The sequence below is a fragment of the Rhizobium pisi genome, assembly GCF_003938655.1.
Lineage (GTDB): Bacteria > Pseudomonadota > Alphaproteobacteria > Rhizobiales > Rhizobiaceae > Rhizobium > Rhizobium pisi.
In genome coordinates, this window is the sequence record NZ_RJJT01000010.1 from 103,046 (window position 1) to 129,869 (window position 26,824).

Genomic DNA, 26,824 nt, shown 5'->3' on the forward strand with positions numbered 1-26,824 from the left:
CGCGATTTCGGATGAGCCGGTATTGGTCTGATATCGTCAGCAAGCTTCAGCCCTATGTCGCGGGTGAGCAGCCGCGCATCCCGGGCCTGGTCAAGCTCAATACCAATGAGAATCCTTACGGGCCGTCCCTGAGGGCGCTCGAGGCGATCAGGCAAGCTGCGGACGATCGTCTGCGGCTCTATCCCGACCCTGCCGCCACCGAACTGCGCGAGACGATAGCAGCCCGTTTCGGCGTGGCGGCGGAAGAAGTCTTCGTTGGCAACGGCTCCGACGAGGTTCTCGCTCACACGTTCCAGGCGCTGCTGAAACACGATCTTCCGCTTCTCTATCCCGACGTGACCTACAGCTTCTATCCGACCTATAGCCTGCTATACGGTATCGAAGCGATCGAGATCCCGGTCGATGATGCGTTCCAGATCCGGCTCGCCGATTATGACAGGCCATGCGGGTCGATAATCATCCCCAATCCGAATGCGCCGACCGGCATAGGTCTGCCGCTGGCCGGAATCGAGGCGCTTCTTGCCGCCCATCCGGATGCCGTCGTCGTGGTAGACGAGGCCTATGTCGATTTCGGCGGTGAAAGCGCCGTGCCGCTCATTTCCCAATATCCCAATCTGCTGGTTATTCAGACCTTGTCGAAATCCCGCTCCTTCGCAGGGCTGCGCGTCGGCTTTGCACTGGGACAGCGAGACCTGATCGAGGCGCTGGTGCGCGTCAAGGACAGCTTCAATTCCTATCCGCTCGATCGCCTGGCGCAGGTCGCCGCGACCGCCGCGATCAAGGACGAGGCGTGGTTCGAGACATGCCGGAAGAAGCTCATTGCCAGCCGGGACCGTCTCGTTCGGGAACTCGAAGCGCTGGATTTCGAAGTGCTGCCGTCCCAGGCGAATTTCGTTTTCGCAAGGCACGAAAGCCGGTCGGGTGCTGCGCTTCAAGCCGCTCTGCGGGAGCGTGGCGTTCTCATCCGGCATTTCGCCAAGCCGCGTATTTCGGACTTCCTGCGCATCAGCATCGGCACGGACGAGGAATGTGCCCGCCTGATTTCCGCTCTCAAGGAAATACTGGCAGCCTGATTGTCGGCTCAGCTCTTCCGGTCGGCGATGAAAAGCGCCGCGGCGGTCAGGGTCGAGGCGCGGGCGCCGTAGGGGGCAAGCAGCGCTTCGGCATCTTCGACATGCCGGCGGAGCTGGGTCTCGGCCCATTCCATGCCATGGAGCGCCACGAGCGTTCCCTTGCCGCGGGCTGCATCCTTGCCGGTGGCCTTGCCCATGGTCTCGGCGTCCGAGGTCAGGTCGAGAATGTCGTCGGCAAGCTGGAAGGCAAGGCCGATCTTTTCGCCGAAGGCCCGCAGGCGGCGGCGATCTTCGGGCGAGCTGCCCGCCATGATGGCGCCGGCCTCGCAGGCAAAGCGGATCAGCGCGCCTGTTTTCATCGCCTGGAGGCGGATGATGCCGGCCTCGTCGGGGGTCTGTCTTTCCGCAGCGAGATCGAGCGCCTGGCCGCCCGCCATGCCGCCGAGGCCGGCGGCGCGGGCAAGCGCCAGCACCAGAGAGGCCTTGTCCGTGTCGGGAAGGCTTGTTTCCGGTGCGGCGATAATGTCGAAGGCATAGGTCAGCAGGCTGTCGCCTGCGAGGATCGCGGTGGCTTCGTCGAATTTGATATGCACCGTCGGTTTGCCGCGGCGGAGATCATCATCGTCCATGGCCGGCAGGTCGTCATGCACCAGGGAATAGCAGTGGACACATTCCAATGCCGCGCCGACGCGAAGCGCTGCCTGCTCGTTGCCGCCGAGAAGGGCCGCACTTTCGACGACGAGGAACGGGCGTAGCCGCTTGCCGCCGTTCAGCACGGCATAATGCATGGCGCTGCGCAGGGCCTCGGGCCTGGCGATTTCATCGGAAAGGGGACTCGGTGAAAGCAACGCTTCGAGCAGCGCCTCGATTTCGCGGGCGTTGTTCTTCAGCCTCGTTTCGAAAGTATCCCGGTTCGCGTCCATGGGCGCTGTTTGGCATGAGGCACGGGGGGCTTGCAACGGAATTGTCGATGACTGCCGCAAGATTTCCCATGTGCTCTGGCATAAGCGCCGCGCAGGCGTTATGAGAACGACAGGAGCGAAATCGGGCTGGGGACATTGGATATAGCGCCGGAGATAGAGGAGAGCGTCGAGACGCCGGCCCGTCGGCAATGGCTCGGAGACCGCCGTGTATTGAAACGCATCGTTCTTGCCGTGCTGGCGCTGCTCATCCTTCCCTATGCGCTGATCTTTTTCTATGTGCTGCCCTTCATCCATCCCGTCTCGACGTTGATGCTGCGCGATCTCATGCTGCTGCGCGGCTATGACCGCAGATGGGTGTCGCTGGACGAAATCGCCCCGGTTCTGGTGCAGTCGGTGATGATGTCCGAGGATGGGCAATATTGCTTCCACGGCGGCGTCGACTGGGCCGAGATGCGCATGCTGGTCGAGGACACGCTGAAAGGCCAGGCAACGCGCGGCGGCAGCACGATTCCGATGCAGACGGCAAAGAACCTCTTCCTCTGGAACAGCCGCTCCTTCGTGCGCAAGGCGCTGGAGCTGCCGCTTGCGGTCAGCACGGACTTCGTGCTGTCGAAACGGCGGCTGATGGAAATCTATCTCAACATCGCGGAATGGGGGCCCGGCATCTATGGCGTCGAGGCGGCGGCCCAGTATCATTTCAAGGTACCGGCCTCGAAACTGACGCGGCGCCAGGCGTCCCTGCTCGCTGTCTCGCTGCCGAACCCCTTCGATCGCAATGCCGGCAAGCCCGGCCGGAGGCTCAGGACACTCGCCTCTGTCATCGAACGCCGGGCGCAGGGTTCGGGTGATTACATCAAATGCATCTATAAGTGAGATCAGAACTTGTCGCTGGAAGGGCCAAGCGTCATCTGACATTCTTAGTTCTGCCATATGGGCGAGTGCAGTCCCACCAGAACCCCTGAGTCGCCATGACCATCACGACGCTTTCGCCCGAACTTCTCCGTTTCTCAAAGACCCATAATCCGAACTCGCCCGCCCATCTCGGCAGCCGTTATCGCAAGGTCGGCGGCTTTCTGCCGGAAGCCGGCAACACCATCGTCTGTCATTCCGTGAAGGGTTCGCGCACGCAGATGGCGCTGATCGAGGCACGGGAGAAATATCTGGCGATGCCCGAGGCTCCGCAATTCCTCTTCACGCCGATCTCGAGTCTTCATATGACGCTTTTCGAAGGCATCATCGAGTCCAGGCGCCAACAGGATTACTGGCCGGGAGACATCCCTCTCGATGCGCCGATCGACGACATGACCGAACTCATGGCGGCACGGCTCGAAGGTTTCTCGATGGCCGAGCCCTTCAACATCGCCGTCGTCGAAGCCCGGCCGTCAGGCCTGCTCGTCGATGGCGCGACAGAGAAGGACCGCAGGGTCATGCGCGCATGGCGCGACGCATTTGCCGATCTTCTCGGCTATCGCCAGCCGAACCATGCGGATTACCAGTTCCATGTCACTTTCGCTTATGCGATCGAGCCGCTCGAGGACGAAGCCTTGCCGCGCTGGCAGGCGATGCTCGACGAGGTGACGGCCGATATTCGCCGCAAGGCTCCGGTTTTCGAGCTTGCGCCGCCGGCATTCTGCGTGTTCGAGGATATGAACCATTTCCATGAACTGCTGATCTTCGATTTCGACAGCTGACGGAAGAGGCCCATGGACAAACCGACGCTCTTTATCGCCAACAAGAACTATTCCTCCTGGTCGTTCCGTCCATGGATGGCGCTGACCGGCGCCGGCGTCGATTTTGAGGAGGTCCTGATCCCCTTCGACTTTCCGGGCGGCAATCCCGAGATCAAGGCCGTGTCGCCGACCGGCCGCGTGCCGGTCCTGCAGCACGGCGCATTGAAAATCTGGGAATCGCTTGCGATCATCGAATATGTCGCCGAGCTCCATCCGCAGGCGGGCCTTCTGCCGAGCGACCGGGCGGAGCGGGCGCTTGCCCGTTCTGTTTCGATGGAAATGCTTTCGGGCTTTGGCGCCCTGCGCAACGCCTGCCCGATGAATATTCGCCGGCCGAAGGGCAGGATCGCATTGCCGGACGGAGTCAAAGCCGATATCGACCGCATCGAGACGATCTGGCGCGACCTCCTGCAGAAATCCGGCGGACCGTTTCTCTTTGGGAGCTTCAGTGGCGCGGATGCGATGTTTGCGCCCGTCGTCAACCGGTTCGATATCTATGATCTCGTCAGCCGCGACAATACGCTGGCCTACATGGAGACGATGAAGGCGCATCCGGCCTGGCGGAAATGGGAAGAGGCGGCCCGCGCCGAGCCCTGGATCGTCGAGGAGGACGAGGTCTGAGGCTCGAATCTTCGGTCTCGCAAAAAATACGCATGGGGACTGGTCAAGCCCGCCCCTTGCATGTATAAGCGCGCCAAATTCCGAAATCGCGACATGTCCGTTTCGGCCGCCAGTCTGGCCGTGGGAATGTTTTGCCCGCAAGTGGAGTAAGTAAAATGGCTGTACCGAAGAGAAAAACGAGCCCGTCCAAGCGCGGCATGCGCCGTTCGGCTGATGCGCTGAAGGCTCCGACCTATGTCGAAGACAAGAACTCCGGCGAACTGCGCCGTCCGCACCATATCGATCTGAAGACCGGTATGTACCGCGGCCGCCAGGTTCTGACGCCGAAGGAAAGCGCATAATTTTCCGATCCGGTTTGTCCGATCGAAAGTTTTAAAGGCCGGCGTCACGCCGGCCTTTTGCATTTGGGCCGGGTCCTACCCTCAGATCGCCCGTTGATGCCCGGTATGGGCGCTGAGAGATCTTCGATGTCGATTGAATACGAAAACATCCTGGAAGACTTGCGTCGAAGAGAGCCGATCTTTCATCGGCGCGAATTCGGGACAAGCCGTGATGATCTGCTGCGGATGACGGATGAGGAATTTTGGGAAATCGGCGCCAGCGGAAAGATCTACACGCGCGAATTCGTCATCGCCAATTCTCTGGAGCGCTACGAGCAGCCGGAACCGCATGATTGGCCTTGCGAGGATTTTTCCATCAGTGAACTCGCCGAGAACCTGTATCAGATCAACTACATACTCAAGGAACCGGATCGGACGACCCGCAGAACGACCCTGTGGCGAAAATCCGGCGGTGGCTGGAAGATCGTTTTTCACCAGGGCACCGTGATTGCGTGAGGACCCAGGTTCGGACGATCTTGCGCGGAGATCCTCCAATATCGTTCAGGCAGCAAATATAATATTTGCAATGGCTTGAAGTAGGACGACGATTTACGGCAGTATTCTCATCGCGCCAGGAGATTTGCCGATGATAGCCGCCATGCCGCTGATGATTATCCCGTTTATTCTTTACAACCTGGCGATGCTCGGCCTGATGGGCGACGGCGGCATTGCTGCGTTGCATCATGACATCATCGTATTGTCGATGCTCTCCGGCGCGATCTGGAGCATGGCGCTCGGCGATCTCTTCATCGTCATTGCACTCGTCGTGCTGTTTTTTGAAATCCTGAAAGCGACCAGAACCGGTCCCGGCAATCTGATCAACCACATCTTGTCGATGCTGGTGTTCATCGCCTTCCTGGTCGAGTTTCTGCTCGTCCAGGATGCGGCAACTCAGGTATTCTTCATCTTGATGACGATCGCTCTGATCGATGTAATCGGCGGTTTCGCCGTCTCGATCCGCAGCGCCGGGCGGGATGTCTCAATCGGATTATAGGTTGTCGAGCTTGGTCTGGAGGGCGCGCAGCTGTTCCTTCAGCTCGTCGATATCCTTGGCCTCGGCCTTGCGGCTTTCCTTGGCGGGCGGCGTCATGAAGGGCGAGAACATCTGCATCGCCTGCTGAAACAGCTCGGTGTTGCGGCGAACCTGGTCTTCCACCATCTGCATCGGCAATTGCAGGTTCTTGCCGATCGGCGTCTCGCCGAAGGCGCGGTTCACCTGTTCGCGCATCTGCGCCTGCTGCTCGGTGAAGGCGCGCATGGAATGTTCGAGAAAGCTCGGCACGACCATCTGCATCTGGTCGCCGTAATAGGTGATGAGCTGGCGCAGGAAGGAGATCGGAAGCAGCGTGTTGCCGGTCTTCGATTCCTGTTCGAAGATGATCTGGGTCAGCACCGAATGGGTGATATCATCTCCGCTTTTTGCATCCTGGACGATAAAATCCTCGCCCTTCTTCACCATCTCCGCCAGATCTTCCAGCGTCACATAGGTGCTGGTGCCTGTATTGTATAAGCGGCGATTGGCGTATTTCTTGATGACTATCTGACCCTCATGCTTCGCCATATCAGTCTCCTGAACCCCCGTCTGATTTATGGATGTTCCTCCACTTGAGACTGTAAACGCAAAAGAAGGCCGGTGACAATCTCTTTGTGCGATGCGGCAAACCTTTAACAGAGCAGATGAATCGGCTTTGGCAGCTACCGGCGAAAAATGGCGACCCCCGGTCTTCGCGTTTGACTTGTGGTCAAAGCTTTGCCAGTTTCCACTTATGTAAGTGAGACGAAAAACGAGGAGCGTCCCCATGAGCAATTCATCCATCGTCATCGCTAGCGCAGGGCGAACAGCGGTCGGTTCGTTCAACGGCGCTTTCGGCACAGTTCCCGCGCATGAGCTCGGGGCGGCCGTCATCAAGGGGGTGCTTGCTCGCGCCGGCGTCGATGCCGCCGAGGTGGACGAGGTGATCCTCGGCCAGGTGCTTGCCGCCGGCGAAGGCCAGAATCCTGCCCGCCAGGCAGCGATGAAGGCCGGCGTTCCGAAGGAAGCAACAGCCTGGGGCGTCAACCAGCTCTGCGGCTCCGGCCTGCGCGCCGTGGCGCTCGGCATGCAGCAGATCGCCACTGGCGACGCCAGGATCATCGTTGCCGGCGGCCAGGAATCCATGTCGATGGCGCCGCATGCCGCGCATCTGCGCGGCGGCGTCAAGATGGGCGACATGAAGATGGTCGACACCATGATCAAGGACGGTCTGACCGACGCTTTCCACGGCTATCACATGGGCGTCACCGCTGAAAATATCGCGCGTCAGTGGCAACTTTCGCGCGACGACCAGGACCAGTTCGCCGTCGCCTCGCAGAACAAGGCGGAGGCGGCACAGAAGGCTGGCCGCTTTGCCGACGAAATCATCCCCTACGTCATCCAGACCCGCAAGGGCGACGTGACCGTCGATGCCGACGAATATATCCGCCACGGCGCCACGCTGGAGGCAATGGGCAAGCTGCGCCCGGCCTTCGACAAGGAAGGCACGGTCACCGCCGCGAATGCCTCCGGCCTCAATGACGGCGCCGCCGCGGCAGTGCTGATGAGTGAGGCGGAAGCTGTCCGTCGCGGCATCCAGCCGCTCGCCCGTATCGTGTCCTGGGCAACGGCCGGCGTCGATCCGTCAATCATGGGTACCGGCCCGATCCCGGCTTCGCGCAAGGCGCTCGAAAAGGCCGGCTGGTCGGTCGGCGATCTTGATCTCGTCGAAGCCAATGAGGCCTTCGCTGCGCAGGCCTGCGCCGTCACTAAGGATCTCGGATGGGATCCCGGCATCGTCAATGTCAACGGCGGCGCGATCGCGATCGGCCATCCCATCGGCGCATCCGGCGCACGCATTCTCAACACGCTGCTGTTCGAAATGAAGCGGCGCGGCGCAAAGAAGGGCCTTGCCACCCTTTGCATCGGCGGCGGCATGGGTGTCGCCATGTGCTTCGAAGCACTTTAAATAGCATACGATCCGAGTTTGATTAAAAGTCCTGCCGGGTGGCGGGACAAAAAACAAAAGGGGAGCGGAACATGAGCAGAGTGGCTTTGGTCACCGGGGGTACTCGCGGCATCGGTGCAGCCATATCGCTGGCGTTGAAAAACGCCGGATACAGGGTTGCGGCCAACTATGCCGGCAACGACGAGAAGGCCAGAGCCTTCCACGACGCCACCGGCATTGCCGTGTTCAAATGGGATGTTTCGGACTACGCCGCCTGCGGCGAGGGAATAGCCAGGATCGAAAGCGAGATCGGACCGGTCGAAATTCTCGTCAACAATGCCGGCATCACCCGCGATGCGATGTTCCACAAAATGTCGCCGCAGCAGTGGCACGAGGTGATTAATACCAACCTCAGCGGCCTGTTCAATATGACTCACCAGGTCTGGACCGGCATGCGCGACCGCAGCTTCGGCCGTATCGTCAATATCTCGTCCATCAACGGCCAGAAGGGCCAGATGGGCCAGGTGAACTATTCCGCGGCCAAGGCCGGCGATCTAGGCTTCACCAAGGCGCTGGCCCAGGAAGGCGCGGCGAAAAACATCACCGTCAACGCCATCTGCCCCGGTTACATCGGAACGGAGATGGTGCTTGCCGTGCCGGAGAAGGTGCTGAACGAACGCATCATCCCGCAGATTCCGGTCGGCCGTCTTGGCGAGCCGGAAGAGATCGCGCGCTGCGTCACCTTCCTTGTCTCCGACGATGCCGGCTTCATCACCGGCTCGACGCTGAGCGCCAATGGCGGGCAGTTCTTCGCCTAATCGGGTCGCAATCTTTCAGATTCGTTCCCCGCGCTTTCGGTCTTTGTTCTTACGTATGTCGCGCAAAACCGCTGCACAGTTTTGCGCGACATGCTTTAGCACCCAGCCCGAAAATCGAGATCGATTTTCGAAAGGGTCATGTGTGGATTGAAAGTGATGGCGCGTCCGGCAGGACGCGCTCGGATTGTTCAGAAAGTCCGCCAACGCCTCTCTTCGGCATGCTCTGGCTTGTCCCGAGCATCTACGCACAATCGATACGCAGCAGATCCTCAGCACAAGGCCGAGGATGACACCGGGAGTGCGCGTTCCCCCGAAGCGGATAGGCACGAGAGCGATGCCAGACTGGTGGCTGTTTCGCGAAAGCTTAAGAGCGGCGGTCGGTCGGGTGCCGTTGTGCGCGGACCTTGACCGGCACTTTTCGTAGTGAGCGGCCTTCATTGCGAAGGGCTGACATTGCGGTCATCAGGAATGCCGATGCGATGAGAACGGCGACGGCGGAATTCAGGAAAATCTGTGCCATGGAAGAGTTCCTTTCAGGCGCGTGAGGCGGCTTCTGCCTGCCCCGGGTGGCGGGCTCGTGCCTGCCTTTGCGCTCATGAAGGAAATATGCGCCTGCCTTTTGAGTGCCGGTAGGTTTGACTTTCGCGACCGATCGTCAACGCCATATTGACGGATGAAAAAGAAAACGGGCGCTGAAGCGCCCGTTGGGAGTCCGATATGGGTTGCTGATCAGCAACGAGCCTCGTAGCGGCGGCCGTAGCGGTCACGATAGATGCAGTAGCCGCGGCGCTCGACCGAATGGCCGATGAGCGCACCGGTCAGGCCACCCGCAACGGCGCCGACGGCGGCACCACCCCAGCTGTTGGTGACGACACCGCCGATGACCGCGCCGGTGCCGGCGCCGATCGCCGTGCCTTGCTCGGTCGCCGTGCAGGATGCCAGAGCGCCGACGAGTGCGCCAACAAGAACAATCTTCTTCATCATGTCGTAACTCCCCAGTTTGGTGGCCTTTAGATGCGGCCCATTAGTACAAGGATAATGATAATGACGAGAACTAGCCCCAAACCGCCGGAAGGTCCATAGCCCCAGCCACGGCTGTAGCCCCAATTCGGCAAGGCTCCGATCAGCAGCAGAATGAGGATAATAAGAAGTATCGTTCCAAGCATGGTATGTTCCCTTCATTTCATCCGCATTTTCGATGGACGAGAAACACGCATTGGCGATTTTTGTTCCCGGTTCAGCGCTGGAAATGTGGCGCGCTCTGGTCTCCGTCATTCCGGAAAATCGCTCATATGGTTAAAAAGGCATTTAAATACAATATGTTGCGGTGAACAAAGCGGGAAAGTTGCAATGTCGCCGATTCGTCAGCGATTCGTTCCGTTTTTGATCGACGCGCCGCTCTCGGCCACTTCGGCTTAACGTCTTCTGAATCCGGCTTTCCAAAGATTAATGCCGATGCGGGGATACAAGACGAGGAGATCTGTCGGCGATCCGCATCTAGCGTTCCGGTGCTGCTTCGCCACCAGATGTGGTCGTGAACGAAAGGCGAAAATGGCGCGGTCAGCGATTCGTCTCCGATTCGTTCCGGCTTTGGTCGAGAGGTTAATTTCGGGCGCAATTTTCGATTGCCGGCGATCCGTCAGACACGATGGATCGCGATGGCGAAAATGCGAAGGAGCGGGAGTCACACGATTCAGCATCTAGTGGGAAAAAGTGATTCAAAATCAATACTTAGCCGTGAACAAAAGCTGAATCAGCTGGAGTCAGCGATTCGTCGCTGATTCGTTCTCACGCTGTTCCGAATCGCAAAAGCGGATGTTCCGCAGGACTCGTAAAGGTCGCAATCCCGGTGGCATTTTTGAAATCTTCCCTTGCGTTTGCGGCGGCGGCTGTCCATGTGTTCTGTGCTTCAATCTGGGGGAGCGAGATTTTCCTGGGGCCTTTGGCCTCGTTTGCATGGATCCATGACTCTGACTTCGCAGCCGATGATTCTGAGCGGGCGCGGTGTGACCGCAGTGCTCGGACCAACCAATACCGGCAAGACCCATTATGCCATCGAGCGCATGGTCGCGCACGGGACCGGCGTGATCGGCCTGCCGCTCCGGCTTCTGGCGCGCGAGGTCTATACGCGGGTGGTCGAGAAGGTCGGCGTGCAGAACGTGGCGCTCGTCACCGGCGAGGAAAAAATTTCGCCGCCCAATGCGCGGTTTTCCGTCTGCACCGTCGAGGCAATGCCGCGTGAGACCAAGGCCGCTTTCGTCGCGATCGACGAGGTGCAGCTCGCCGGTGATCTCGAGCGTGGCCATATCTTCACCGACCGCATCCTGCATCTTCGCGGCCGTGAGGAAACGCTGCTGCTCGGCGCGGCGACGATGCGGCCGATCCTGCAGCAGCTTCTGCCCGGCATCACCGTCGTCGAGCGGCCGCGGCTTTCGCATCTTTTCTACGCCGGACAGAAGAAGATCACTCGGCTGCCGCAGCGCTCGGCCATCGTCGCCTTCTCGGCCGACGAGGTCTATGCCATTGCCGAGCTCATCCGCCGGCAGCGCGGTGGCGCGGCGGTCGTGCTGGGGGCGCTGAGCCCCCGCACCCGCAATTCGCAGGTGGCGCTTTATCAGGCGGGCGACGTCGAATATCTGGTGGCGACCGATGCGATCGGCATGGGCCTCAATCTCGATGTCGATCACGTCGCCTTCGCCCAGGACCGGAAATTCGACGGCTACCAGTTTCGCAATCTCAATCCGGCCGAACTCGGCCAGGTCGCCGGGCGCGCCGGCCGGCACGTGCGCGACGGGACCTTTGGCGTCACCGGGCAGGTCTCGCCCTTCGACGAGGAACTGGTGCAGCGTATCGAGGGGCATGAATTCGACAACGTCAAGGTTCTGCAGTGGCGCACGACCGCGATGGATTTCTCCTCGATCCCGTCGTTGCGCGCCAGCCTCGAAGTAGGGCCGCGCGTGCCGGGGCTGACGCGGGCACTGCCGGCCGTCGACCAACAGGCGCTGGAGCAGCTTTCTCGCTACCCCGAGATCATCGATCTTGCCGATAGGCCCGAGCGCGTCGAAAAACTCTGGGAGGCTTGTGCGCTTCCCGACTACCGGCGTATTACCCCGGCACAACATGCCGATCTTATTTCGACCCTCTTTTCCGATCTCGTGCGCTATGGCACGGTGAACGAACAGTTTCTCGCGGAGCAGGTTCATCGCTCCGATCGGACAGATGGGGAAATTGACACGCTTTCGGCGCGAATCGCGCAGATAAGGACCTGGACCTACGTTTCGAATCGTCCCGGCTGGCTGGCCGATCCGACACATTGGCAGGAAAAGACGCGGGAAATCGAAGATCGATTGTCCGATGCGTTACATGAGAGGTTGACGAAACGCTTTGTTGATCGCAGGACATCTGTGCTCATGAAGCGCCTGAGAGAGAATGCGATGCTGGAAGCTGAAATCAGTGTGAATGGCGATGTCTTCGTTGAAGGACATCATGTAGGGCAATTGAGCGGATTCCGCTTCACGCCGGTGGCGGGAACGGATGGACCGGATGCCAAGGCGGTTCAGGCTGCGTCGCAGAAGGCGCTCGCGCTCGAGTTCGAAGCCCGAGCGGCGCGGATGCATGCCGCGGGCAACAGCGATCTGGCGATCGGTTCGGACGGGCTGATCCGCTGGCTCGGCGACCCGGTGGGGCGGCTGTCGGGCAGCGATCACATCATGCGTCCGCGCGTGATCCTTCTGGCCGACGAACAGTTGACGGGCAATGCCCGCGATCACGTCGCCGCCCGGATAGAACGCTTCGTCAATCATCATATCAGCACGGTGCTGAAGGCGCTCGACGATCTGTCGCGCGCCGAAGATCTGCAGGGTCTCGCCAAGGGGCTGGCCTTCCAGCTCGTCGAGAATCTCGGCGTGCTCTTCCGCCGCGACGTGACCGAGGAAGTTAAGTCGTTGGACCAGGAGGCGCGCGCCTCGATGCGCCGCTATGGCGTGCGGTTCGGTGCCTACCATATCTTCGTTCCGGCACTTCTGAAGCCCGCGCCTGCCGAGCTTATTACGCTGCTCTGGGCATTGAAGAACGACGGTCTCGACAAGCCCGGTTACGGCGATCTCATTCCCGTGCTCGCCGCCGGCCGCACCTCCGTCGTCACCGATCCGAGCTTCGAGCGGATGTTCTACAAGCTCGCCGGCTTCCGCTTCCTCGGCAAGCGCGCCGTGCGTATCGACATTCTGGAACGGCTTGCCGATATCATCCGTCCGCTGCTGCAGTGGAAGCCCGGCCAGAACAACCGTCCGGAGGGCGCCTACGACGGCCGCCGCTTCACGACGACGACGGCGATGCTGTCGATCCTCGGCGCAACGCTCGAGGACATGGAAGAAATTCTCAAAGGCCTCGGCTATCGCGCCGATGCGGTGAAGGCGGAAGAGGCATCGGCCTATCTTGCGACGCAGGATGCGACCTCCGCGCCTGCTGCCTCGACGGAAACGGCCGCGGAAGAGACGGCCGACAAGGCCGATCACGACGATGCCGACGCAGCAGCCGAAGAGACTGCCGCCGAGGCGCCCGCAACCGAGGCACCTGTCGCGGAAACGGCTCCGACCGAAGCGGCGGAAGCATCTGCTCCCACAGAGGCGGTGGCCGCTCTTGGGGAAACCGGCGAGCCGGTGGAGCCGAAGCCGGTCCTCCTCTGGCGTCTCGGCGGCCGCAACGACAATCAGCGCCAGGCGCGCGGCGGCCATGGTGAGCGCCGTGGCGGCCAGGAGCGCGGTCAGAACCAGCAGGAACGCGGCGACCGCAATCGCCGGCCGGGCGGCGGCGAAGGAAATCGCGGCGGTGACGGCCGCGACAACAATCGCCCCAACCGCGGCAAGGACGGCGACGGCCGTGACGGCGGCAAGCCGCAGCAGGCGAGAGGCGATCGCAAGGACCAGCCGCGCGGCGACCGGCAGGACCGTGGCGACCGCAAGGATCGCGGTGAGCGTAACGATCGCAACGACCGCAACAACAATCGGGGCTCGCAGCCGCTGCGCTTCGAGGCCAAGCCGCCGCGCAAGGAGAAGCCGATCGATCCGGATTCGCCGTTCGCCAAGCTCGCGGCTCTCAAGGAGCAAATGAAGAAGTAATCATGAGCGGGGAGACACAGCCGACAAGCGGTTCGCGCCAGCGCATCGACAAGTGGCTTTTCTTCACGCGCATGGTGAAATCGCGCTCGCTGGCGCAGAGCCATGTCCAATCCGGCCATGTGCGCATCAACGGCGAGCGCTGCAGCCAGCCGAGCCAGATGATCAAGCCGGGAGACCGTGTCGAGCTGACATTGGAGCGGCGTGACGTCGTTCTCGTCGTGCGTCTTGCCGGCGAACGGCGCGGGCCTTACGAGGAGGCGCGCCTGCTTTACGAAGACCTGTCCCCGCCGCCGGACGAGGCAAAGCGTCTCACGCCTTACGAGCAGGCGATCCGGGCGACCGGCTCGGGCCGGCCGACCAAAAAGGACAGACGCGCAATCGACAGACTGATGTCGGACGAGGATTAGAAAACTCTGTCCGAGGTGGCCGCTTTTGCAGATCGTTTATCCTTGAAATCCGCCGCCAAAGCCGATAGTTGACTGACAACCTGCCGGAAGCGTGCTTGCCTCCCAAGCCTGTCCACGTTTTTCTTCCGGCACGGGGATAGGCGCGACGTTCCAGGTTGCCCGGCCCCACCGCATGGAAATCCTGGAGTTCTTCATGACCTATGTCGTGACCGACAATTGCATCAAGTGCAAATACACCGATTGCGTGGAAGTCTGCCCCGTCGACTGCTTCTATGAAGGCGAGAATTTCCTCGTCATTCATCCCGACGAATGCATCGATTGCGGTGTCTGCGAGCCTGAATGTCCCGCCGAGGCCATCAAGCCCGATACCGAGCCGGGCCTCGACAAATGGCTGAAGATCAACACCGAATATGCCACCATCTGGCCGAATATCACGGTCAAGAAAGATCCGTTGCCGGAGGCCAAGGAGATGGACGGCGAGGCCGGAAAGTTCGAGAAGTATTTCTCGGAAAAGCCCGGCTCCGGCGACTGAGGCAGCACCCGTGTCCGGTCACCGGATTCGGGCGGCAACGGGATGAAACGTTTTAAATCCTGCGTGTAGCATATGGGTGACGTGTGTTGCCCGCATGACTCACGTGAAGCAAATTATTGATTTCCTCATATTTTTATGATAGGTTTCGTGCACTGTTCCATTTGTGGCATGACGCATGCCCAAAACCATCACGAAAGCAAAACCAATCCGTTCCGCGGTTTCCGTGACATATCAACGCCTTGAGCGTCGGGTCCCAAGATCGCGCGCAAGTAACATTTGCTTTTGCCTGATGGGACCAGAGTGAAGTCACCCGACGGATATCACCGTCTCACCCGGGCCTGACTGACCCGGCTCCGGCCGCCGCCGGAAGCGTAACAGGGAGTTTTTGAATAGAATGACGACTCAGCAGAAAAAGCCTTCTACAGCACGTCACGGCTTCAAGACCGGTGAATCGATTGTCTACCCCGCTCATGGCGTCGGTACCATCACCGCTATCGAAGAGCAAGAAGTTGCCGGCATGAAGCTCGAACTTTTCGTTATCGATTTCGAGAAGGACAAGATGCGCCTGAAGGTTCCGGTTGCGAAGGCCATGAGCATTGGCATGCGCAAGCTTTCGGAAACGGATTTCGTCGAGCGTGCTTTGAAGGTCGTGCAGGGCAAGGCGCGCGTCAAGCGCACCATGTGGTCCCGCCGCGCCCAAGAATATGACGCCAAGATCAATTCCGGCGACCTGATTTCCATCGCTGAGGTGGTGCGCGATCTCTATCGTGCCGAAAACCAGCCCGAGCAGTCCTATTCCGAGCGTCAGCTCTATGAAGCTGCGCTCGACCGCATGGCGCGCGAAATCGCCGCCGTCAACAAGATGTCGGAAACCGAAGCCGTTCGCCTGGTTGAGACCAATCTCAACAAGGGTCCGAAGCGCGGCAAGGCGATCGAAGAAGAGGATTCGCAGGACGAAGCCGCATAAGGCGACCCTGTTTTCCCTATCAAAAACCCGGCCGTTGTGCCGGGTTTTTTTATTGGAACTTTTTCCCGGCTGCCGCGTTAACACACGTAATTGTGGACTGTTCGCCGGGCCATGGCCTCGTCGGCGAACCGGTATTCCGTCAATGTTCGGTGAGGAGCGGATCATGCCTTTTCAATATTGCCCATCCGGCAACGTGAAGAAACAGGTCCAGCCCGGCCGTCTTAACGGCACATGATGAGAAATAGGGCCTCCCCCTGAAAAGTCCAGGGGCGAGGCCTTTATGCATTCAGAACCCCATTCGGTCCGGACAGCGATGTTCCGGAAGGTGTGTTTTATTGTTCATTTAGGGCGAGAGGCCTGTTTCAGGAGATCGAAATGAAGAACATGTCTGCAGATCGGCGCATGATCAAAATCGCGATGGCCGCCCCCTATCTCGCCCGTCAGGAAGAGCACGATCTCGCCACCCGCTGGAAGGATCATGACGACCGCGGCGCCCGCAACCAGATCGCGATGGCCCATATGCGCCTCGTCATCTCCATGGCCGGAAAGTTCCGCAATTTCGGGCTGCCGATGAGCGATCTCGTGCAGGAGGGTTATGTCGGCCTGCTGGAGGCTGCCGCCCGCTTCGAGCCGGAACGCGACGTGCGCTTTTCCACTTATGCAAGCTGGTGGATCCGGGCTTCGATCCAGGACTATATCCTGCGCAACTGGTCGATCGTGCGCGGCGGGACGAGTTCAGCGCAGAAGGCGCTGTTTTTCAACCTGCGCCGCCTGCGCGCCAAGCTCGCCAAAGGCGATACCCAGCTGACGCTGCAATCCATCCACCAGGAAATCGCTGCTGCCTTGGGCGTCAGCCTGGCCGATGTCCAGACCATGGATGCGCGGCTTTCCGGCAACGATGCCTCGCTGCAGGCGCCTTCCGTCTCCGGCGATGCCGAGAGCGCGGAGAAGATGGATTTCCTCGTCAGTGACGATCCCCTGCCGGACGAGCAGGTTTCCAACATGATCGACGGTGAACGCCGCCGCGTCTGGCTCGCCTCGGCGCTGAAACATCTGAACGAACGCGAGATGAAGATCATCAGCGCTCGGAGGCTGGCGGAAGACGGCGCCACGCTCGAAGAGCTCGGCGCCGATCTCGGCATTTCCAAGGAGCGCGTGCGCCAGATCGAAAGCCGGGCGATGGAGAAGCTTCGCAGCGCGCTCGTCAGCGCCGATCCGCATATGGCCGCCTACGCCTGAATCTAGAGCTTTGTTTCCACGCGACTCCGGACGCAAAACCGCCGCACGCTTTTGCGTGACATGCTTTACCTCCAGCAGCACAGACTGGCCCGGCGCGAGCCGGGCATTTTTATTCGGCGATGATTTTGACGCGGTCGCCGGGTGAAACGGCTGCGCCCATCGGCAGGGCGTTGATGAGCTTGAAGAGATCGAGCTTGCGGTCGGTGCCCATCATGCGGGCGGCGAGCGTCGAAATGTTCTCGCCCGGTCGGACAGTGACGACGCGGATGCGCAGCGGCTTCAGCGAGGCTGCTTCGGCCGGCGTCATTCGCCGGAAACTTGTGCGCAGGACGTTGGCCGTCGGCTCAAGGGCATCGCTGCCCTTCGGCACGGCGGTCAGGAATCGGAAGATCTGCGAATTGTTGCGGATCACGGTGACGTCGAAATCCCAGCGATCGGCGCTGGCGCGCGCGGTGGCGGCTTCCATGCCGTTGATGGTGATCGGCTGGATGGTCGACGGGTCGAGGCCGGTCACCCAACCGCTGGAGATATAGTTGGTGAGGCTCTGGTTCTGATTGTCGGCGACGCCGTCGAAGCGGACGGCGATGTCGTTCGGGCCGGTCGCCATCACGGCTTCGACCTTGTTGTCGATCTTGAAGTCCGGTGGCACGTCGAAGCGGATACCGAGGCCGCCGTGCAGGAAGGTCTGGCCGCGCACATAGCCTTCCTCCGGACTGTCGCCATAGAGCAGGCCGTCTATGCCGTCGAGATAGTAATCGCGGCCCTTGTCGCCGACCGAGCCTTCCTGGCCGAAGGCGCGTGCGTGCGTGCGGGCAAGCTCGATGCGCTGGGCCGAGTTTGGATGGCTCGACAGGAAGTCGAGGCTCTGGTCGGCTTCGGGATCGACCGACATGAAGCGGCTGTAGGCCGCCATGGAATCGAGAAAACGGGCTGCGGAATAGGGGTCGTAGCCAGCTTCGCCGAGCATGCGTACGCCGATGACATCGGCCTGCAGCTCCTGCTGGCGGGAGAAGGCGGCGAGCCGGAGTTTGCCGCGGGCAAGCGCCTGCTTGCCGGCGATATCGCTGGACAGGACTTCGGCAACGACGCGGCTGGCGATCACCTCAGCCTCTTCGCGCTTCTGTCGCTCGATGCCGTGGTTTGCCGTCACGTGGCCCATCTCGTGCGACAGCACGGCGGCGACCTCGGATGCGTCGTTGGCAAGGGCGAGCAAGCCGCGGGTGACGTAGAGATAGCCGCCCGGCAGCGCAAAAGCGTTGATCGCCGGCGAGTTCAGGATGGTGATACGATAGGACTGGCTCGGATTTTCCGACACTGCCGTCAGTGCGCCGGCGATGCGGGCGACGAGGCGCTCGGTCTTGGCATCCTTGTATTCGCCGCCATAGCTTGCCACGATGCGCGGATGCTCGCGGGCGCCCATTGCTGCGCGCGGATCGTTCTTCTGGACCTCGTCGACGATCTGCGGATTGGAAGAGGGCGACACGCTCGGCTGATAGGACTGCTCGATCAGCGACTGGCAGCCGTTCAACCCCATAGCGAGGGCCGAAAGCAGCATCAGGCTCCGTGCGAAGCGGCGCGGCGCAGAGATGGCGTCACTGGAAAGCGCGGGCGATTTCCACGTCGTCAAGCCGTCCAGTCTGGTTTTCCGCATCATGTCGCTGTTTTGCCGGTTTGCTGCAGGTTCGGACCGGCTGTCGCCAGGGGGATTCAACAGGTGCGCACCCCTGATCTCGCACTGCACAAACGGCCGATACACGTCGTTGCTGTAGCTGATTTCCGCATCGGTTGCATAGCGAGACTCTGCTTAAATGTGGCGCCGTTGCATTTTGGCAAGCATTGGAGGTTGAAGCTTCCCCTTCGCTCGGATGAAATTATGGCGAAAGTTCCATCACAAAGCCCAGATTCGTCGGCAACGGCGAAAAAGAACGGGCCGATTGCGGCAACCAGTTCAACAACGGCAGTTCTGCGAGAAAATTGCAATCAAGGATAGTTTATCACGAAAGCGAACGCCTCCTGGTGAAGCGTTCTGCGGATGCAATCCGAATTATTCCGCAGCCTCCGCCGCCGGTTTTGGTGCCATCTTCGTTTCGCCGGCGCGAGGCAGCTGCACGGGCTTCAGCATGAAGGCGGCCGTCAGGCCGATCAGCGCAATGCCACAGGAGGTCATGAAAAGGGGCGAGAAAGCAGCAGCATAGATATCGGCGACGGCCTGGCGGCTCGCTTCGGGAAGAGACGCCATCATCTTCGGTGTCAACTGCTCGATATCGGCGACGCCGGGAATGGAGACGCCGACCTTGCCGAGCCCGGAGGCAATGATGGCGCCATAGATGGATATGGCGATCGAGGCGCCCCCCATGCGCGACAACGTCACCGAGCCGGTGGCTGCGCCGACGTCGCGGGCGGGTGCTGCGTTCTGCACGCCGATGACGGGAACCTGCTGGGCAAGGCCGATGCCGATGCCGTGCAGCATCATGATCGCACCGATGAAAGCGATCGGCGTTCCTGCGTGGATCTGCGACATCAGCGCGAAGGCAACGGCGCTGCAGCTGAGGCTTGCAATGGCGAAGGGCTTGTAGCGTCCCGTCTTCGAGATGATGCGGCCTGCCGACAGAGACCCGCAGACGAGGCCGCCGGTCAGGAGGATGAAGAGAAGGCCGGCGGCGGACGGCGAAAGGCCGGTCGTGGTCTGCAGGAAGAGAGCGAGGTAGTTGACCATGCCGATTGCGATGGCGCCGCCCATGACCGATATCACCAGGAGCAGGCTGAACGTTGAATTGCGGAAGAGCTGCAGGGGAACGATCGGCTCGGGCGCACGACGCTCTGTGAATACCCAGGCGACGGCGCAGACGACGCCGAAGGCGACAATGCCGATACTTTCAGGCGAGACCAACGCGCCGAACAGTTCGCTGCTGTCGGTGGCAAGCACGATGCTCGTCGTCGTGAGCGCGAGCAGCAGGGCGCCGGCATAATCGATCTTGGGGCGGCGATGCGGTTTGCGATAGGGCAGCATGAAGGCAAGCCCGGTCAGCACGATGAAGCCGATCGGCACGTTGACCAGGAAGATCGAACGCCAGCCGAAGAGATCGCTCATCGTGCCGCCGAGCACGGGGCCGATCGCGCCCGAGGCCATCAGCACGAGGCTGGAATAGCTTTGATAGCGCGCCCGCTCGCGGGGCTCGAACAGGTCGGCATTGATGGCAAAGATCGATACCATGATGCCGCCGCCGCCGAGGCCCTGCAGCACGCGGGCGGCGATCAGCGTGTTCATCGAGATCGCAAGGCCGCAGACCGCGGATCCCACCGTGAAGATCGTGATCGCTGCCATCATTACATATTTGCGGCCAAAGAGATCGCCGAGCTTACCATAGACCGGCATGACGGCGCTCAGCGACAGGAGGTAGGCGGAGCCGATCCAGCCGAAGCGCTCGAGATGGCCGAATTCGCCGACGATCGTCGGCAGCGCCGTGGAAACGATCTGATTGTCCAGCGTTGCCATAAACATGGCCGTCATCAGGAAGAAGAAGAGGATAAGCCGGCGACGAGGATCCGTCACGAGCGGCGCAGGCGCGAGTTGCATGTCCATGAGGGTGTCATTCCGATTGGATACGCTTTTATGTGCTGTCAGCATATATTTGTCAATGGCACATGAATGACTCGAGCATATTCAATTTCCGATCCCGCTCTGTTATGGTTCCGTCATGAATGAAGCCATGACCAAGACCTTGCCCAAAAACCCGGCCGATCCGGACGGCGAAAACGTGCCTCGCATCGGCCGGAGCATGACGCGCATGCGGCTGATGACCGGGCGGCGGCTGATCGGGCGTCTGGCGATCCAGAGTGCTGCGCCGGGTCTCGAGCTTTCGCATCTCGACGTGCTCGACGCCGTGCGCAGGGCTCAGCCCGCCGGCGAGGTCACGGTCGGCATGATCGCGGAGATGCTGCGCATCGATCCATCACGGGCAAGCCGGGTGGTGGCCGAGATGGTGGGGCGAAACGTGCTGCGCCGTGAGGCGTCGCAGGCCGATGCGCGGCGGATCGTCGTCGTCATCACGCCAGCCGGCCAGGATCTGCTGGCCGAGATCGTCGCCCAGAAACTCGCGATCATCTCCGAGATCGTCTCCGACTGGCCCGAGGAGGATGTCGATCGCTTCGCTGCACTTTTCGAACGCTTTATCGGCGGCTACGAGGCGGTCTTCCTTTCGCGCGACAAGGATACGCCGGGCTGAAGCGGATGCCGTCGTTCGCCGGCCCTTCCCCTCGACCCCCCGTTTGCGCTAAGGGCAATGCCCATGAGCCAATCCACCTTCACCATTCTGCTCGGCGGCGAACTCAGCCTGACGGAGCGCCTGCGCCACGCCATCGCAGGTACCCGCTTCATCGCAGCCGATGGCGGCATGCGGCATGCGCTAGCGCTCGGTGTTACGCCGGAGCTCTGGGTCGGTGATTTCGATTCGACGCCAGCCGATCTCGACGGTGCATTTCCCCACGTGCCGAAACAGCCCTATCCCGCGGCGAAAGCGGCAACGGACGGCGAGATCGCCGTCTCGGAGGCGATCGCGCGTGGGGCGGGGCGTTTGATCCTTGCCGGTGCGCTCGGCGGAGAACGCTCCGATCATGCGCTTCAGCATCTGCTGTCGGCCGTCAGCCTGGCGGAAGAGGGTTTCGACGTGCTGCTGACCTCCGGCAAGGAAGAGGCCGTGCCGTTGCTTGCCGGCACGATCGAACTGGACCTTCCCAAGGGCAGCCTGTTTTCCGTGCCTGGATTCAGCGAGCTGAAGGGGCTTTCCATCGAGAATGCGCGCTACCCGCTCAAGGATTTCCATCTGCCTTTCGGTTCCTCGCGCACCATTTCCAACGTCGCGGAAGGCAAGGTTCGCTTTTCGCTCACAAGCGGCCGGGCAATCGTGCTTGCGCGTCCCTATGATCTTTCCGGAGTCTGATTTTTGGCCCCTCCCATTCTGAAACTCGACGACATCTTCCTGAGCTTCGGCGGCGCGCCGCTGCTGGCGGGTGCTGCGCTGCAGATCGAACCCGGCGACAAGATCTGTCTCGTCGGGCGCAACGGCTCGGGAAAATCGACGCTTCTGAAGATTGCCGCGGGCCTAGTCGAGGCACAATCCGGTGAGGTCTTCCGCCATCCGTCCTCGACAGTGCGCTATCTCGAGCAGGCGCCTGATTTTGCCGGCTTCAGCACTGTGCAGGCCTATGCCGAGGCCGGGCTCGGGCCGGGCGACGACCCCTACCGCGTCACCTATCTCCTGTCGCACCTCGGACTGACCGGCGAGGAGGATCCGAAGACCCTTTCCGGCGGCGAATCGCGCCGGGCAGCCCTCGCCCGCGTGCTCGCGCCGGAGCCCGACATTCTTCTTCTCGACGAGCCGACCAACCATCTCGACTTGCCGACGATCGAATGGCTGGAAGGCGAGCTGCAGAAGACACGCAGCGCTTTGGTGCTGATCTCGCACGATAGACGTTTTCTCGAAAAGGTTTCGACGGCAACCGTCTGGCTCGACCGCGGCACTTCGCGCCGGCTCGAGAGAGGGTTTGCGCACTTCGAGACATGGCGCGATCAGGTGCTGGAGGCCGAGGAGCTGGAGCAGCACAAGCTCGGCAAGGCGATCGAGCGAGAGGAGCACTGGTTGCGCTACGGCGTGACCGCGCGGCGCAAGCGCAACATGCGCCGCCTCGGCGAATTGCAGACGATGCGCTCGAACTATCGCGGCCACAAGGGGCCGCAAGGCACGGTGCAGGCGTCGGTTTCGGATGCGCAGGAATCCGGCAAGCTGGTGATCGAGGCCGACAAGATCACCAAGAGCTTCGGCGACCGGCCAATCGTCACACCGTTCTCGATCCGCGTCCATCGTGGTGATTGCATCGGTCTGGTCGGGCCGAACGGTGCCGGCAAGACGACGCTCCTGAAGATGCTGACGGGGCAGCTTTCCCCCGACAGCGGCACCGTGAAGCTCGGCACCAATCTGGAGATCGCCACGCTCGACCAGAAGCGCGAGGATCTCGATCCCGAGGATACGCTCGCCAACTATCTGACGGACGGACGCGGCGAGAACCTGCTCGTCAACGGCGAGCAGCGCCACGTCACCGGCTATATGAAGGAATTCCTGTTCCAGCCGGAACAGGCACGCACGCCGATCAGAAGCCTTTCCGGCGGCGAGCGCGCACGGCTGATGCTGGCGCGTATCCTCTCACGCCCGGCGAACCTTCTGATCCTCGACGAGCCCACAAACGATCTCGATATCGAGACGCTCGACCTGCTTCAGGAAATCGTTGCCGGTTTTCCCGGAACCGTCATTCTCGTCAGCCACGATCGCGACTTCCTCGACCGCACCGTGACCTCAACGATCGCGCCCGCTACGCCGGATGCGCCTGATGGCCGCTGGATCGAATATGCCGGCGGTTACTCGGACATGCTGGCGCAACGCAAGGGCGCGCTCGAAGAGCGCAGAAAGGCCGAGAAGGCGGCGGAGAAGCCGAAGACTGGGGAAGCAGCGCCTTCCGCAGCAAGTTCGAAAAGCAAGCTGTCCTTCAAGCAGAAATTCGCGCTGGAAAACCTGCCGAAGGAGATGGCCAAGGCCGAGGCCGAAATGGCTAAGCGCGAACAGGCGATGGCCGATCCCAATCTCTTCACGCGTGATCCCGCGGCCTTCAACCGGCTTGCCGCCGAGATGGAGAAACTGCGCGCCGGCCTCACGAAGATGGAAGAAGAGTGGCTGGAGCTCGAAATGCTGCGGGAAGAGTTGGAGGGCTGAGCTTTTCCTTGGGCTCACTTTTCCTTGATTCGTCAGCCTGTCGCCAGGCGGCATAAGGTGCCGCCTGGCAGCGGGGGATACTGCCGATCGCAATGGCGACAAGGAAAAGTCAGATGTCTCGCAAGCCTCATTCCCGTTTTTTCACAGCACTTGCCACCGGCGGCCTCGTCGCGCTTGCGCTATCGCAGGCCGTGCAGGCAGAGGATGCCCAGCGCGTTCGTGTCCGTGGAGCAATCGAAAGCCTGAGCGGCGACAAACTGGTCGTCAAGACACGCGAAGGCAGCGATGCGGCGGTCACACTGAAAGCCGGATGGAAAGTCGGTGGTATCCGGAAAGCCTCGGTCGAGGATATCAAGCCCGGCGATTTCGTCGGCGTCGCTTCCCTTCCGAAGGGTGACGGCCCGGACGGGGCGATCGAGGTGCTGATCTTCCCGGCGGCGATGAAAGGGACAGGCGAGGGCAACCGCCCCTGGGATGCGCAGCCAAACAGCCAGATGACCAACGCGACCGTCAGCAACGCCGTCAAATCCGTCGACGGCCACACGATCACGCTGACCTATCAGGGCAAGGAAAAGATCATCACGATATCCGACGGCACGCCAATCGTGACCTTGGCACCTGCGACCAAGGACGATCTGAAGGCCGGCGCGGGCGTTATCGTCACCGGCGCGAAGGCGGCGGACGGCAGCATCTCGGCCACCCAGGTCGCCGTCGGTCTCGAGGGTATCACCCCACCGATGTGATGCGGTCGGCTTTAGAGGAAAATGGCCATAGCCTTGGTTTTACACAAAGAGGCGCTGCCAATCCTCGCGCCCATGCAGCACGCGAACAATCAGGATACCCTCTTCGTGGATGGTGTAGGCAATCATATGAGCACGATGAGGATGAAGCCGCATCGGCGGGTTCAGCTCAAGGCGCTCACGCGCCATGCGTGGATTATCGGCCAGCAATTCAAAGGTGTCGAATAAATCATCGACGTATCGCTCCGACTGCGATGCACCAAACTGATTGGCGCCGAGAACATAGAGCTCGATTATGTCCCGATCCGCTGCGACGGTTATGCGGTATTTCATATACGCTGCGCAGCTAGCCGTTCACGCGCCTCTCGAAGAATATCGTCCTTCGAACGATTGCTGACGCCGCTTTCCAGGCCGTCTGTGATCAAACGCTGCAGTTCCGCCAGCTTGCCAGATCGCTCTTGATCACGCCGTATCAAGTCGCGGACATAATCACTCGCATTGCTGTAACGTCCTGTTTTTGTCTGATCTTCCACCCATTCCTTCATCGGATCGGGCAGGGAAACATTCATCGTTGCCATATACGTCACCTCACCCCGATGATCATGGCATACCTTGGCAAAGATTGCATCATTTCCGCCACGCAAAGGGAGCGAGACTTCCTCAACTGGACGCGGGCCATTTTACAGCGCCGGAGCGGGCACGGCGGCAGCGCCGGCACTAGCGCTGGCGCCGGTCTGAACGACAGGCGGTTGTTCTTCCGCTTTTGACGGAAGCGCCTGCAGATGCAATACGCGCGGCTGCAGCACCTCGAGATAGGCCTCGGAGCGACCGATGTAGATCATGCCGGCTTCGGGGATGGAGGTCAGCAGTTTCGCCATGGTTTCCTGCCATTCCGGCTCCATGCCTTCCAGCACTTCGTCGAAAATGATCCAGCGCGGGCGCGCCAGAAGCAGGCGGGCGAAGCCGATCGCCTTCTGTTGGTCGCTGTCGAGCAGCTTGTCCCAGCGGGCGCGGGTATCGAGCCTTGAGATCAGCGAATGCAGGCCGGCCTTTTCAAGGGCTGCCTCGACGGCGGCCTTCTCGTAGGCATCGGGACTTTCGGGAAAGGCCAGCGCATCGCGCAGCGTGCCGCCGGGAACATAGGCGATTTGTGGAACGAACAGCATGTCGTCGACCGGAGGCAGGCCAATCGTGCCGCTGCCGCACGGCCAGAGACCGGCCATCGCCTGGAAGAGAAGCTTGCGGTTGACGCTGTGGTCGCCGTTGATCATGACCTTTTCGCCGGCCTTGATCACCACATTGGTTTCGTGCAGGCGGAAACCGCCGCATTCCTCGATTTCTTCGCCGATCTTGGCGTTGATCACCAAATCCTTCAGCGTCAGCGTGTCGGGCGCGGTATTTTCGTAGGTGATGCTGTCCTTGAGGTCGAAATCCTCGTCCATGTCGAGCAGCGCCTGACGGAAATCGGTGACGCGCATCAGCGTGGCGCGCCATTCGGCGATCGGACCGAAATTGGCGACATACCAGCGCAACGCCGTATTGACCTGGTTGAAGGCGCCGACGGACATCATCAGCTGGCCGAGGGTGAGGCCGCCGGAGAAATAGGCGGGGGCGGCAACGATGATCGGGATGACGATCACCAGCCAGCCGTAGCCGGCAGAAACCCAGGTAAGGTTGGTATTGGCCATGGCGAGGCGCTTGACGACCCTCAGCACCGAGCTGATGTCGGTATTGATGCGCCTGCGCTCGTTCTCCTCGCCGCGGGCCACCGTGATCGCCGGCATGTTCTCGTTGGCATGCATCAGCGTGAAGCGAAGCTCGGCTTCCTTGGAGAATCGATCGGCATTGAGCTTGACCAGCTTGCGGCCGACGACCTGGCTCAACACCGAGGCGGACGCGGCGTAGAAAATCGCCGCCCAGACCATATAGCCGGGAATGGAGAAGCTGTGGCCGCTGATGTGGAAGATGAAGCCGCTCGACAGTTCCCAGAGCACGCCGATGAAGCTCACCAGAAGGATAGTCGATTGCAGCAGGCCGAGAACGAGCCCCGTCGTGCTTTCAGCGAGATTGCGGGAATCCTCGAGCAGGCGCTGGTCCGGATTGACGCCGATCAGGCCGCTGGAGGCGAGCCGCAACGCCCGCTTGCGCTTCAGCCACTGGTCGACGAGATCGCGCGACAGGCCTTCGCGCATATAGAGCGCGGTCATCTGGTTCAGCCAGGCTTGCAACACATTGAGCAGCAGCAGGGTGCCGGCGATCATCGCGAAGATTTCGAGCTGGTGGAAGAATTCGCCGAGATCGCGACGCTCGAGCGAATCGTAGAAGGGGGCGTTCCACTCGTTGAGGATGACCTGGCCATAGGCCGTCACCAGGATAACGAGGATCAGCACGGTAGCCAGGAACAGCACCTTGCCACGCACTGCCGAATTCCAGAATGCCGAGAACATCACCCCGAGGCGATATGTCAGGCTGAAATCATACCCTACCCTATCCTGCCTCCGGATTCCGGGCCTCCCCTCGATCTTATCTGCCATCATGCTTTTCCAATACGCC

At 61.0% G+C, this 26,824-nt stretch carries 28 protein-coding genes; 18 read left to right on the forward strand and 10 right to left on the reverse strand.

Going from position 1 to position 26,824, the window contains the following annotated elements; translation table 11 throughout:
* Positions 1-11: 11 nt before the first annotated feature.
* On the forward strand, positions 12-1,073 hold the full coding sequence (gene hisC, locus EFD55_RS15605) for a histidinol-phosphate transaminase (RefSeq protein ID WP_125845951.1): 1,062 nt from the start codon (positions 12-14) through the stop codon (positions 1,071-1,073).
* Between the two features lie 8 nt (positions 1,074-1,081).
* Here the strand turns inward: hisC and EFD55_RS15610 are convergent, their stop codons facing one another.
* Positions 1,082-1,996: a polyprenyl synthetase family protein gene (locus EFD55_RS15610; RefSeq protein ID WP_125845952.1), complete on the reverse strand. Its 915-nt coding sequence runs from the start codon at positions 1,994-1,996 to the stop codon at positions 1,082-1,084.
* 135 nt (positions 1,997-2,131) lie between these two features.
* On the opposite strand from EFD55_RS15610, the gene mtgA reads away from it, so the two are divergent.
* The 6 genes from mtgA to EFD55_RS15640 all read left to right on the forward strand — a co-directional run bounded on the left by mtgA (position 2,132) and on the right by EFD55_RS15640 (position 5,721).
* On the forward strand, positions 2,132-2,869 hold the full coding sequence (gene mtgA / locus EFD55_RS15615; protein ID WP_125845953.1) for a monofunctional biosynthetic peptidoglycan transglycosylase: 738 nt from the start codon (positions 2,132-2,134) through the stop codon (positions 2,867-2,869).
* Positions 2,870-2,964: 95 nt separating this feature from the next.
* A complete protein-coding gene (locus EFD55_RS15620) occupies positions 2,965-3,687 on the forward strand; it encodes a DUF1868 domain-containing protein (RefSeq protein WP_125845954.1) in 723 nt (240 codons plus the stop codon).
* Between the two features lie 12 nt (positions 3,688-3,699).
* Positions 3,700-4,347 (forward strand): glutathione S-transferase family protein, encoded by a 648-nt coding sequence (locus tag EFD55_RS15625; RefSeq protein WP_125845955.1) that lies wholly within the window; start codon positions 3,700-3,702, stop codon positions 4,345-4,347.
* A gap of 155 nt (positions 4,348-4,502) precedes the next feature.
* The gene (rpmF, locus tag EFD55_RS15630) at positions 4,503-4,688 is read left to right on the forward strand and encodes a 50S ribosomal protein L32 (RefSeq protein WP_003543812.1); all 186 of its coding nucleotides are present in this window, start codon (positions 4,503-4,505) and stop codon (positions 4,686-4,688) included.
* Between the two features lie 105 nt (positions 4,689-4,793).
* Entirely contained in the window at positions 4,794-5,183 is a 390-nt protein-coding gene (locus EFD55_RS15635) for a nuclear transport factor 2 family protein (RefSeq protein ID WP_245438478.1), read from the forward strand.
* A gap of 130 nt (positions 5,184-5,313) precedes the next feature.
* Positions 5,314-5,721 carry a hypothetical protein gene (locus tag EFD55_RS15640; protein WP_125845956.1) on the forward strand — a complete coding sequence of 136 codons (408 nt, stop codon included), beginning with the start codon at positions 5,314-5,316 and terminating at the stop codon, positions 5,719-5,721.
* Here EFD55_RS15640 and phaR read toward each other — a convergent pair.
* The gene (gene phaR, locus EFD55_RS15645) at positions 5,716-6,288 is read right to left on the reverse strand and encodes a polyhydroxyalkanoate synthesis repressor PhaR (RefSeq protein ID WP_125845957.1); all 573 of its coding nucleotides are present in this window, start codon (positions 6,286-6,288) and stop codon (positions 5,716-5,718) included. The genes EFD55_RS15640 and phaR overlap by 6 nt on opposite strands.
* Positions 6,289-6,526: 238 nt before the next feature.
* On the opposite strand from phaR, the gene EFD55_RS15650 reads away from it, so the two are divergent.
* Both EFD55_RS15650 and EFD55_RS15655 read left to right on the forward strand, forming a co-directional pair.
* Positions 6,527-7,708, forward strand: a complete 1,182-nt coding sequence (locus tag EFD55_RS15650; protein WP_125845958.1) for an acetyl-CoA C-acetyltransferase — start codon at positions 6,527-6,529, stop codon at positions 7,706-7,708.
* 71 nt (positions 7,709-7,779) lie between these two features.
* Positions 7,780-8,505 (forward strand): beta-ketoacyl-ACP reductase, encoded by a 726-nt coding sequence (locus EFD55_RS15655; RefSeq protein WP_125845959.1) that lies wholly within the window; start codon positions 7,780-7,782, stop codon positions 8,503-8,505.
* Positions 8,506-8,869: 364 nt separating this feature from the next.
* On the opposite strand, the gene EFD55_RS33185 is transcribed toward EFD55_RS15655, so the two are convergent.
* The 3 genes from EFD55_RS33185 to EFD55_RS15665 form a co-directional block, all read right to left on the reverse strand.
* Positions 8,870-9,025, reverse strand: a complete 156-nt coding sequence (locus EFD55_RS33185; RefSeq protein ID WP_165504875.1) for a hypothetical protein — start codon at positions 9,023-9,025, stop codon at positions 8,870-8,872.
* Positions 9,026-9,234: 209 nt separating this feature from the next.
* Positions 9,235-9,489: a YMGG-like glycine zipper-containing protein gene (locus tag EFD55_RS15660; protein ID WP_125845960.1), complete on the reverse strand. Its 255-nt coding sequence runs from the start codon at positions 9,487-9,489 to the stop codon at positions 9,235-9,237.
* A gap of 26 nt (positions 9,490-9,515) precedes the next feature.
* On the reverse strand, positions 9,516-9,671 hold the full coding sequence (locus tag EFD55_RS15665) for a DUF3309 family protein (protein WP_017962528.1): 156 nt from the start codon (positions 9,669-9,671) through the stop codon (positions 9,516-9,518).
* A gap of 798 nt (positions 9,672-10,469) precedes the next feature.
* On the opposite strand from EFD55_RS15665, the gene EFD55_RS15670 reads away from it, so the two are divergent.
* The 5 genes from EFD55_RS15670 (at position 10,470) to EFD55_RS15690 (ending at position 16,767) form a co-directional block, all read left to right on the forward strand.
* The gene (locus tag EFD55_RS15670) at positions 10,470-13,622 is read left to right on the forward strand and encodes a helicase-related protein (RefSeq protein WP_125845961.1); all 3,153 of its coding nucleotides are present in this window, start codon (positions 10,470-10,472) and stop codon (positions 13,620-13,622) included.
* A gap of 2 nt (positions 13,623-13,624) precedes the next feature.
* Positions 13,625-14,029 carry an RNA-binding S4 domain-containing protein gene (locus tag EFD55_RS15675; RefSeq protein ID WP_125845962.1) on the forward strand — a complete coding sequence of 135 codons (405 nt, stop codon included), beginning with the start codon at positions 13,625-13,627 and terminating at the stop codon, positions 14,027-14,029.
* A 193-nt stretch (positions 14,030-14,222) separates the two neighbouring features.
* Positions 14,223-14,561, forward strand: a complete 339-nt coding sequence (gene fdxA, locus EFD55_RS15680; protein WP_064649774.1) for a ferredoxin FdxA — start codon at positions 14,223-14,225, stop codon at positions 14,559-14,561.
* Between the two features lie 394 nt (positions 14,562-14,955).
* Positions 14,956-15,528 (forward strand): CarD family transcriptional regulator, encoded by a 573-nt coding sequence (locus tag EFD55_RS15685; protein ID WP_125845963.1) that lies wholly within the window; start codon positions 14,956-14,958, stop codon positions 15,526-15,528.
* 375 nt (positions 15,529-15,903) lie between these two features.
* Positions 15,904-16,767 (forward strand): RNA polymerase factor sigma-32, encoded by an 864-nt coding sequence (locus EFD55_RS15690; RefSeq protein ID WP_018244054.1) that lies wholly within the window; start codon positions 15,904-15,906, stop codon positions 16,765-16,767.
* A gap of 109 nt (positions 16,768-16,876) precedes the next feature.
* On the opposite strand, the gene EFD55_RS15695 is transcribed toward EFD55_RS15690, so the two are convergent.
* A complete protein-coding gene (locus EFD55_RS15695) occupies positions 16,877-18,421 on the reverse strand; it encodes a M48 family metalloprotease (RefSeq protein WP_125845964.1) in 1,545 nt (514 codons plus the stop codon).
* Between the two features lie 390 nt (positions 18,422-18,811).
* A complete protein-coding gene (locus EFD55_RS15700; RefSeq protein WP_125845965.1) occupies positions 18,812-20,350 on the reverse strand; it encodes an MDR family MFS transporter in 1,539 nt (512 codons plus the stop codon).
* 115 nt (positions 20,351-20,465) lie between these two features.
* Between EFD55_RS15700 and EFD55_RS15705 the strand changes: the two genes are divergently transcribed.
* From EFD55_RS15705 to EFD55_RS15720, 4 genes are all read left to right on the forward strand, one after another.
* The gene (locus EFD55_RS15705) at positions 20,466-20,993 is read left to right on the forward strand and encodes a MarR family winged helix-turn-helix transcriptional regulator (protein WP_125845966.1); all 528 of its coding nucleotides are present in this window, start codon (positions 20,466-20,468) and stop codon (positions 20,991-20,993) included.
* Positions 20,994-21,050: 57 nt separating this feature from the next.
* On the forward strand, positions 21,051-21,707 hold the full coding sequence (locus tag EFD55_RS15710; RefSeq protein WP_183736735.1) for a thiamine diphosphokinase: 657 nt from the start codon (positions 21,051-21,053) through the stop codon (positions 21,705-21,707).
* Positions 21,708-21,710: 3 nt separating this feature from the next.
* Positions 21,711-23,531: an ABC-F family ATP-binding cassette domain-containing protein gene (locus EFD55_RS15715; RefSeq protein ID WP_125845968.1), complete on the forward strand. Its 1,821-nt coding sequence runs from the start codon at positions 21,711-21,713 to the stop codon at positions 23,529-23,531.
* Positions 23,532-23,644: 113 nt separating this feature from the next.
* Positions 23,645-24,274, forward strand: a complete 630-nt coding sequence (locus EFD55_RS15720; RefSeq protein WP_125845969.1) for a hypothetical protein — start codon at positions 23,645-23,647, stop codon at positions 24,272-24,274.
* Between the two features lie 39 nt (positions 24,275-24,313).
* Here EFD55_RS15720 and EFD55_RS15725 read toward each other — a convergent pair whose 3' ends face one another.
* From EFD55_RS15725 to EFD55_RS15735, 3 genes are all read right to left on the reverse strand, one after another.
* On the reverse strand, positions 24,314-24,604 hold the full coding sequence (locus EFD55_RS15725; protein WP_125845970.1) for a type II toxin-antitoxin system RelE/ParE family toxin: 291 nt from the start codon (positions 24,602-24,604) through the stop codon (positions 24,314-24,316).
* Positions 24,601-24,849, reverse strand: coding sequence for a type II toxin-antitoxin system ParD family antitoxin (locus tag EFD55_RS15730; protein ID WP_125845971.1), 249 nt, complete (start codon positions 24,847-24,849; stop codon positions 24,601-24,603). Before EFD55_RS15730 ends, EFD55_RS15725 begins: the two co-directional genes overlap by 4 nt.
* Positions 24,850-24,951: 102 nt before the next feature.
* A complete protein-coding gene (locus EFD55_RS15735; protein WP_125845972.1) occupies positions 24,952-26,805 on the reverse strand; it encodes an ABC transporter ATP-binding protein/permease in 1,854 nt (617 codons plus the stop codon).
* Between the last annotated feature and the right edge of the window lie 19 nt (positions 26,806-26,824).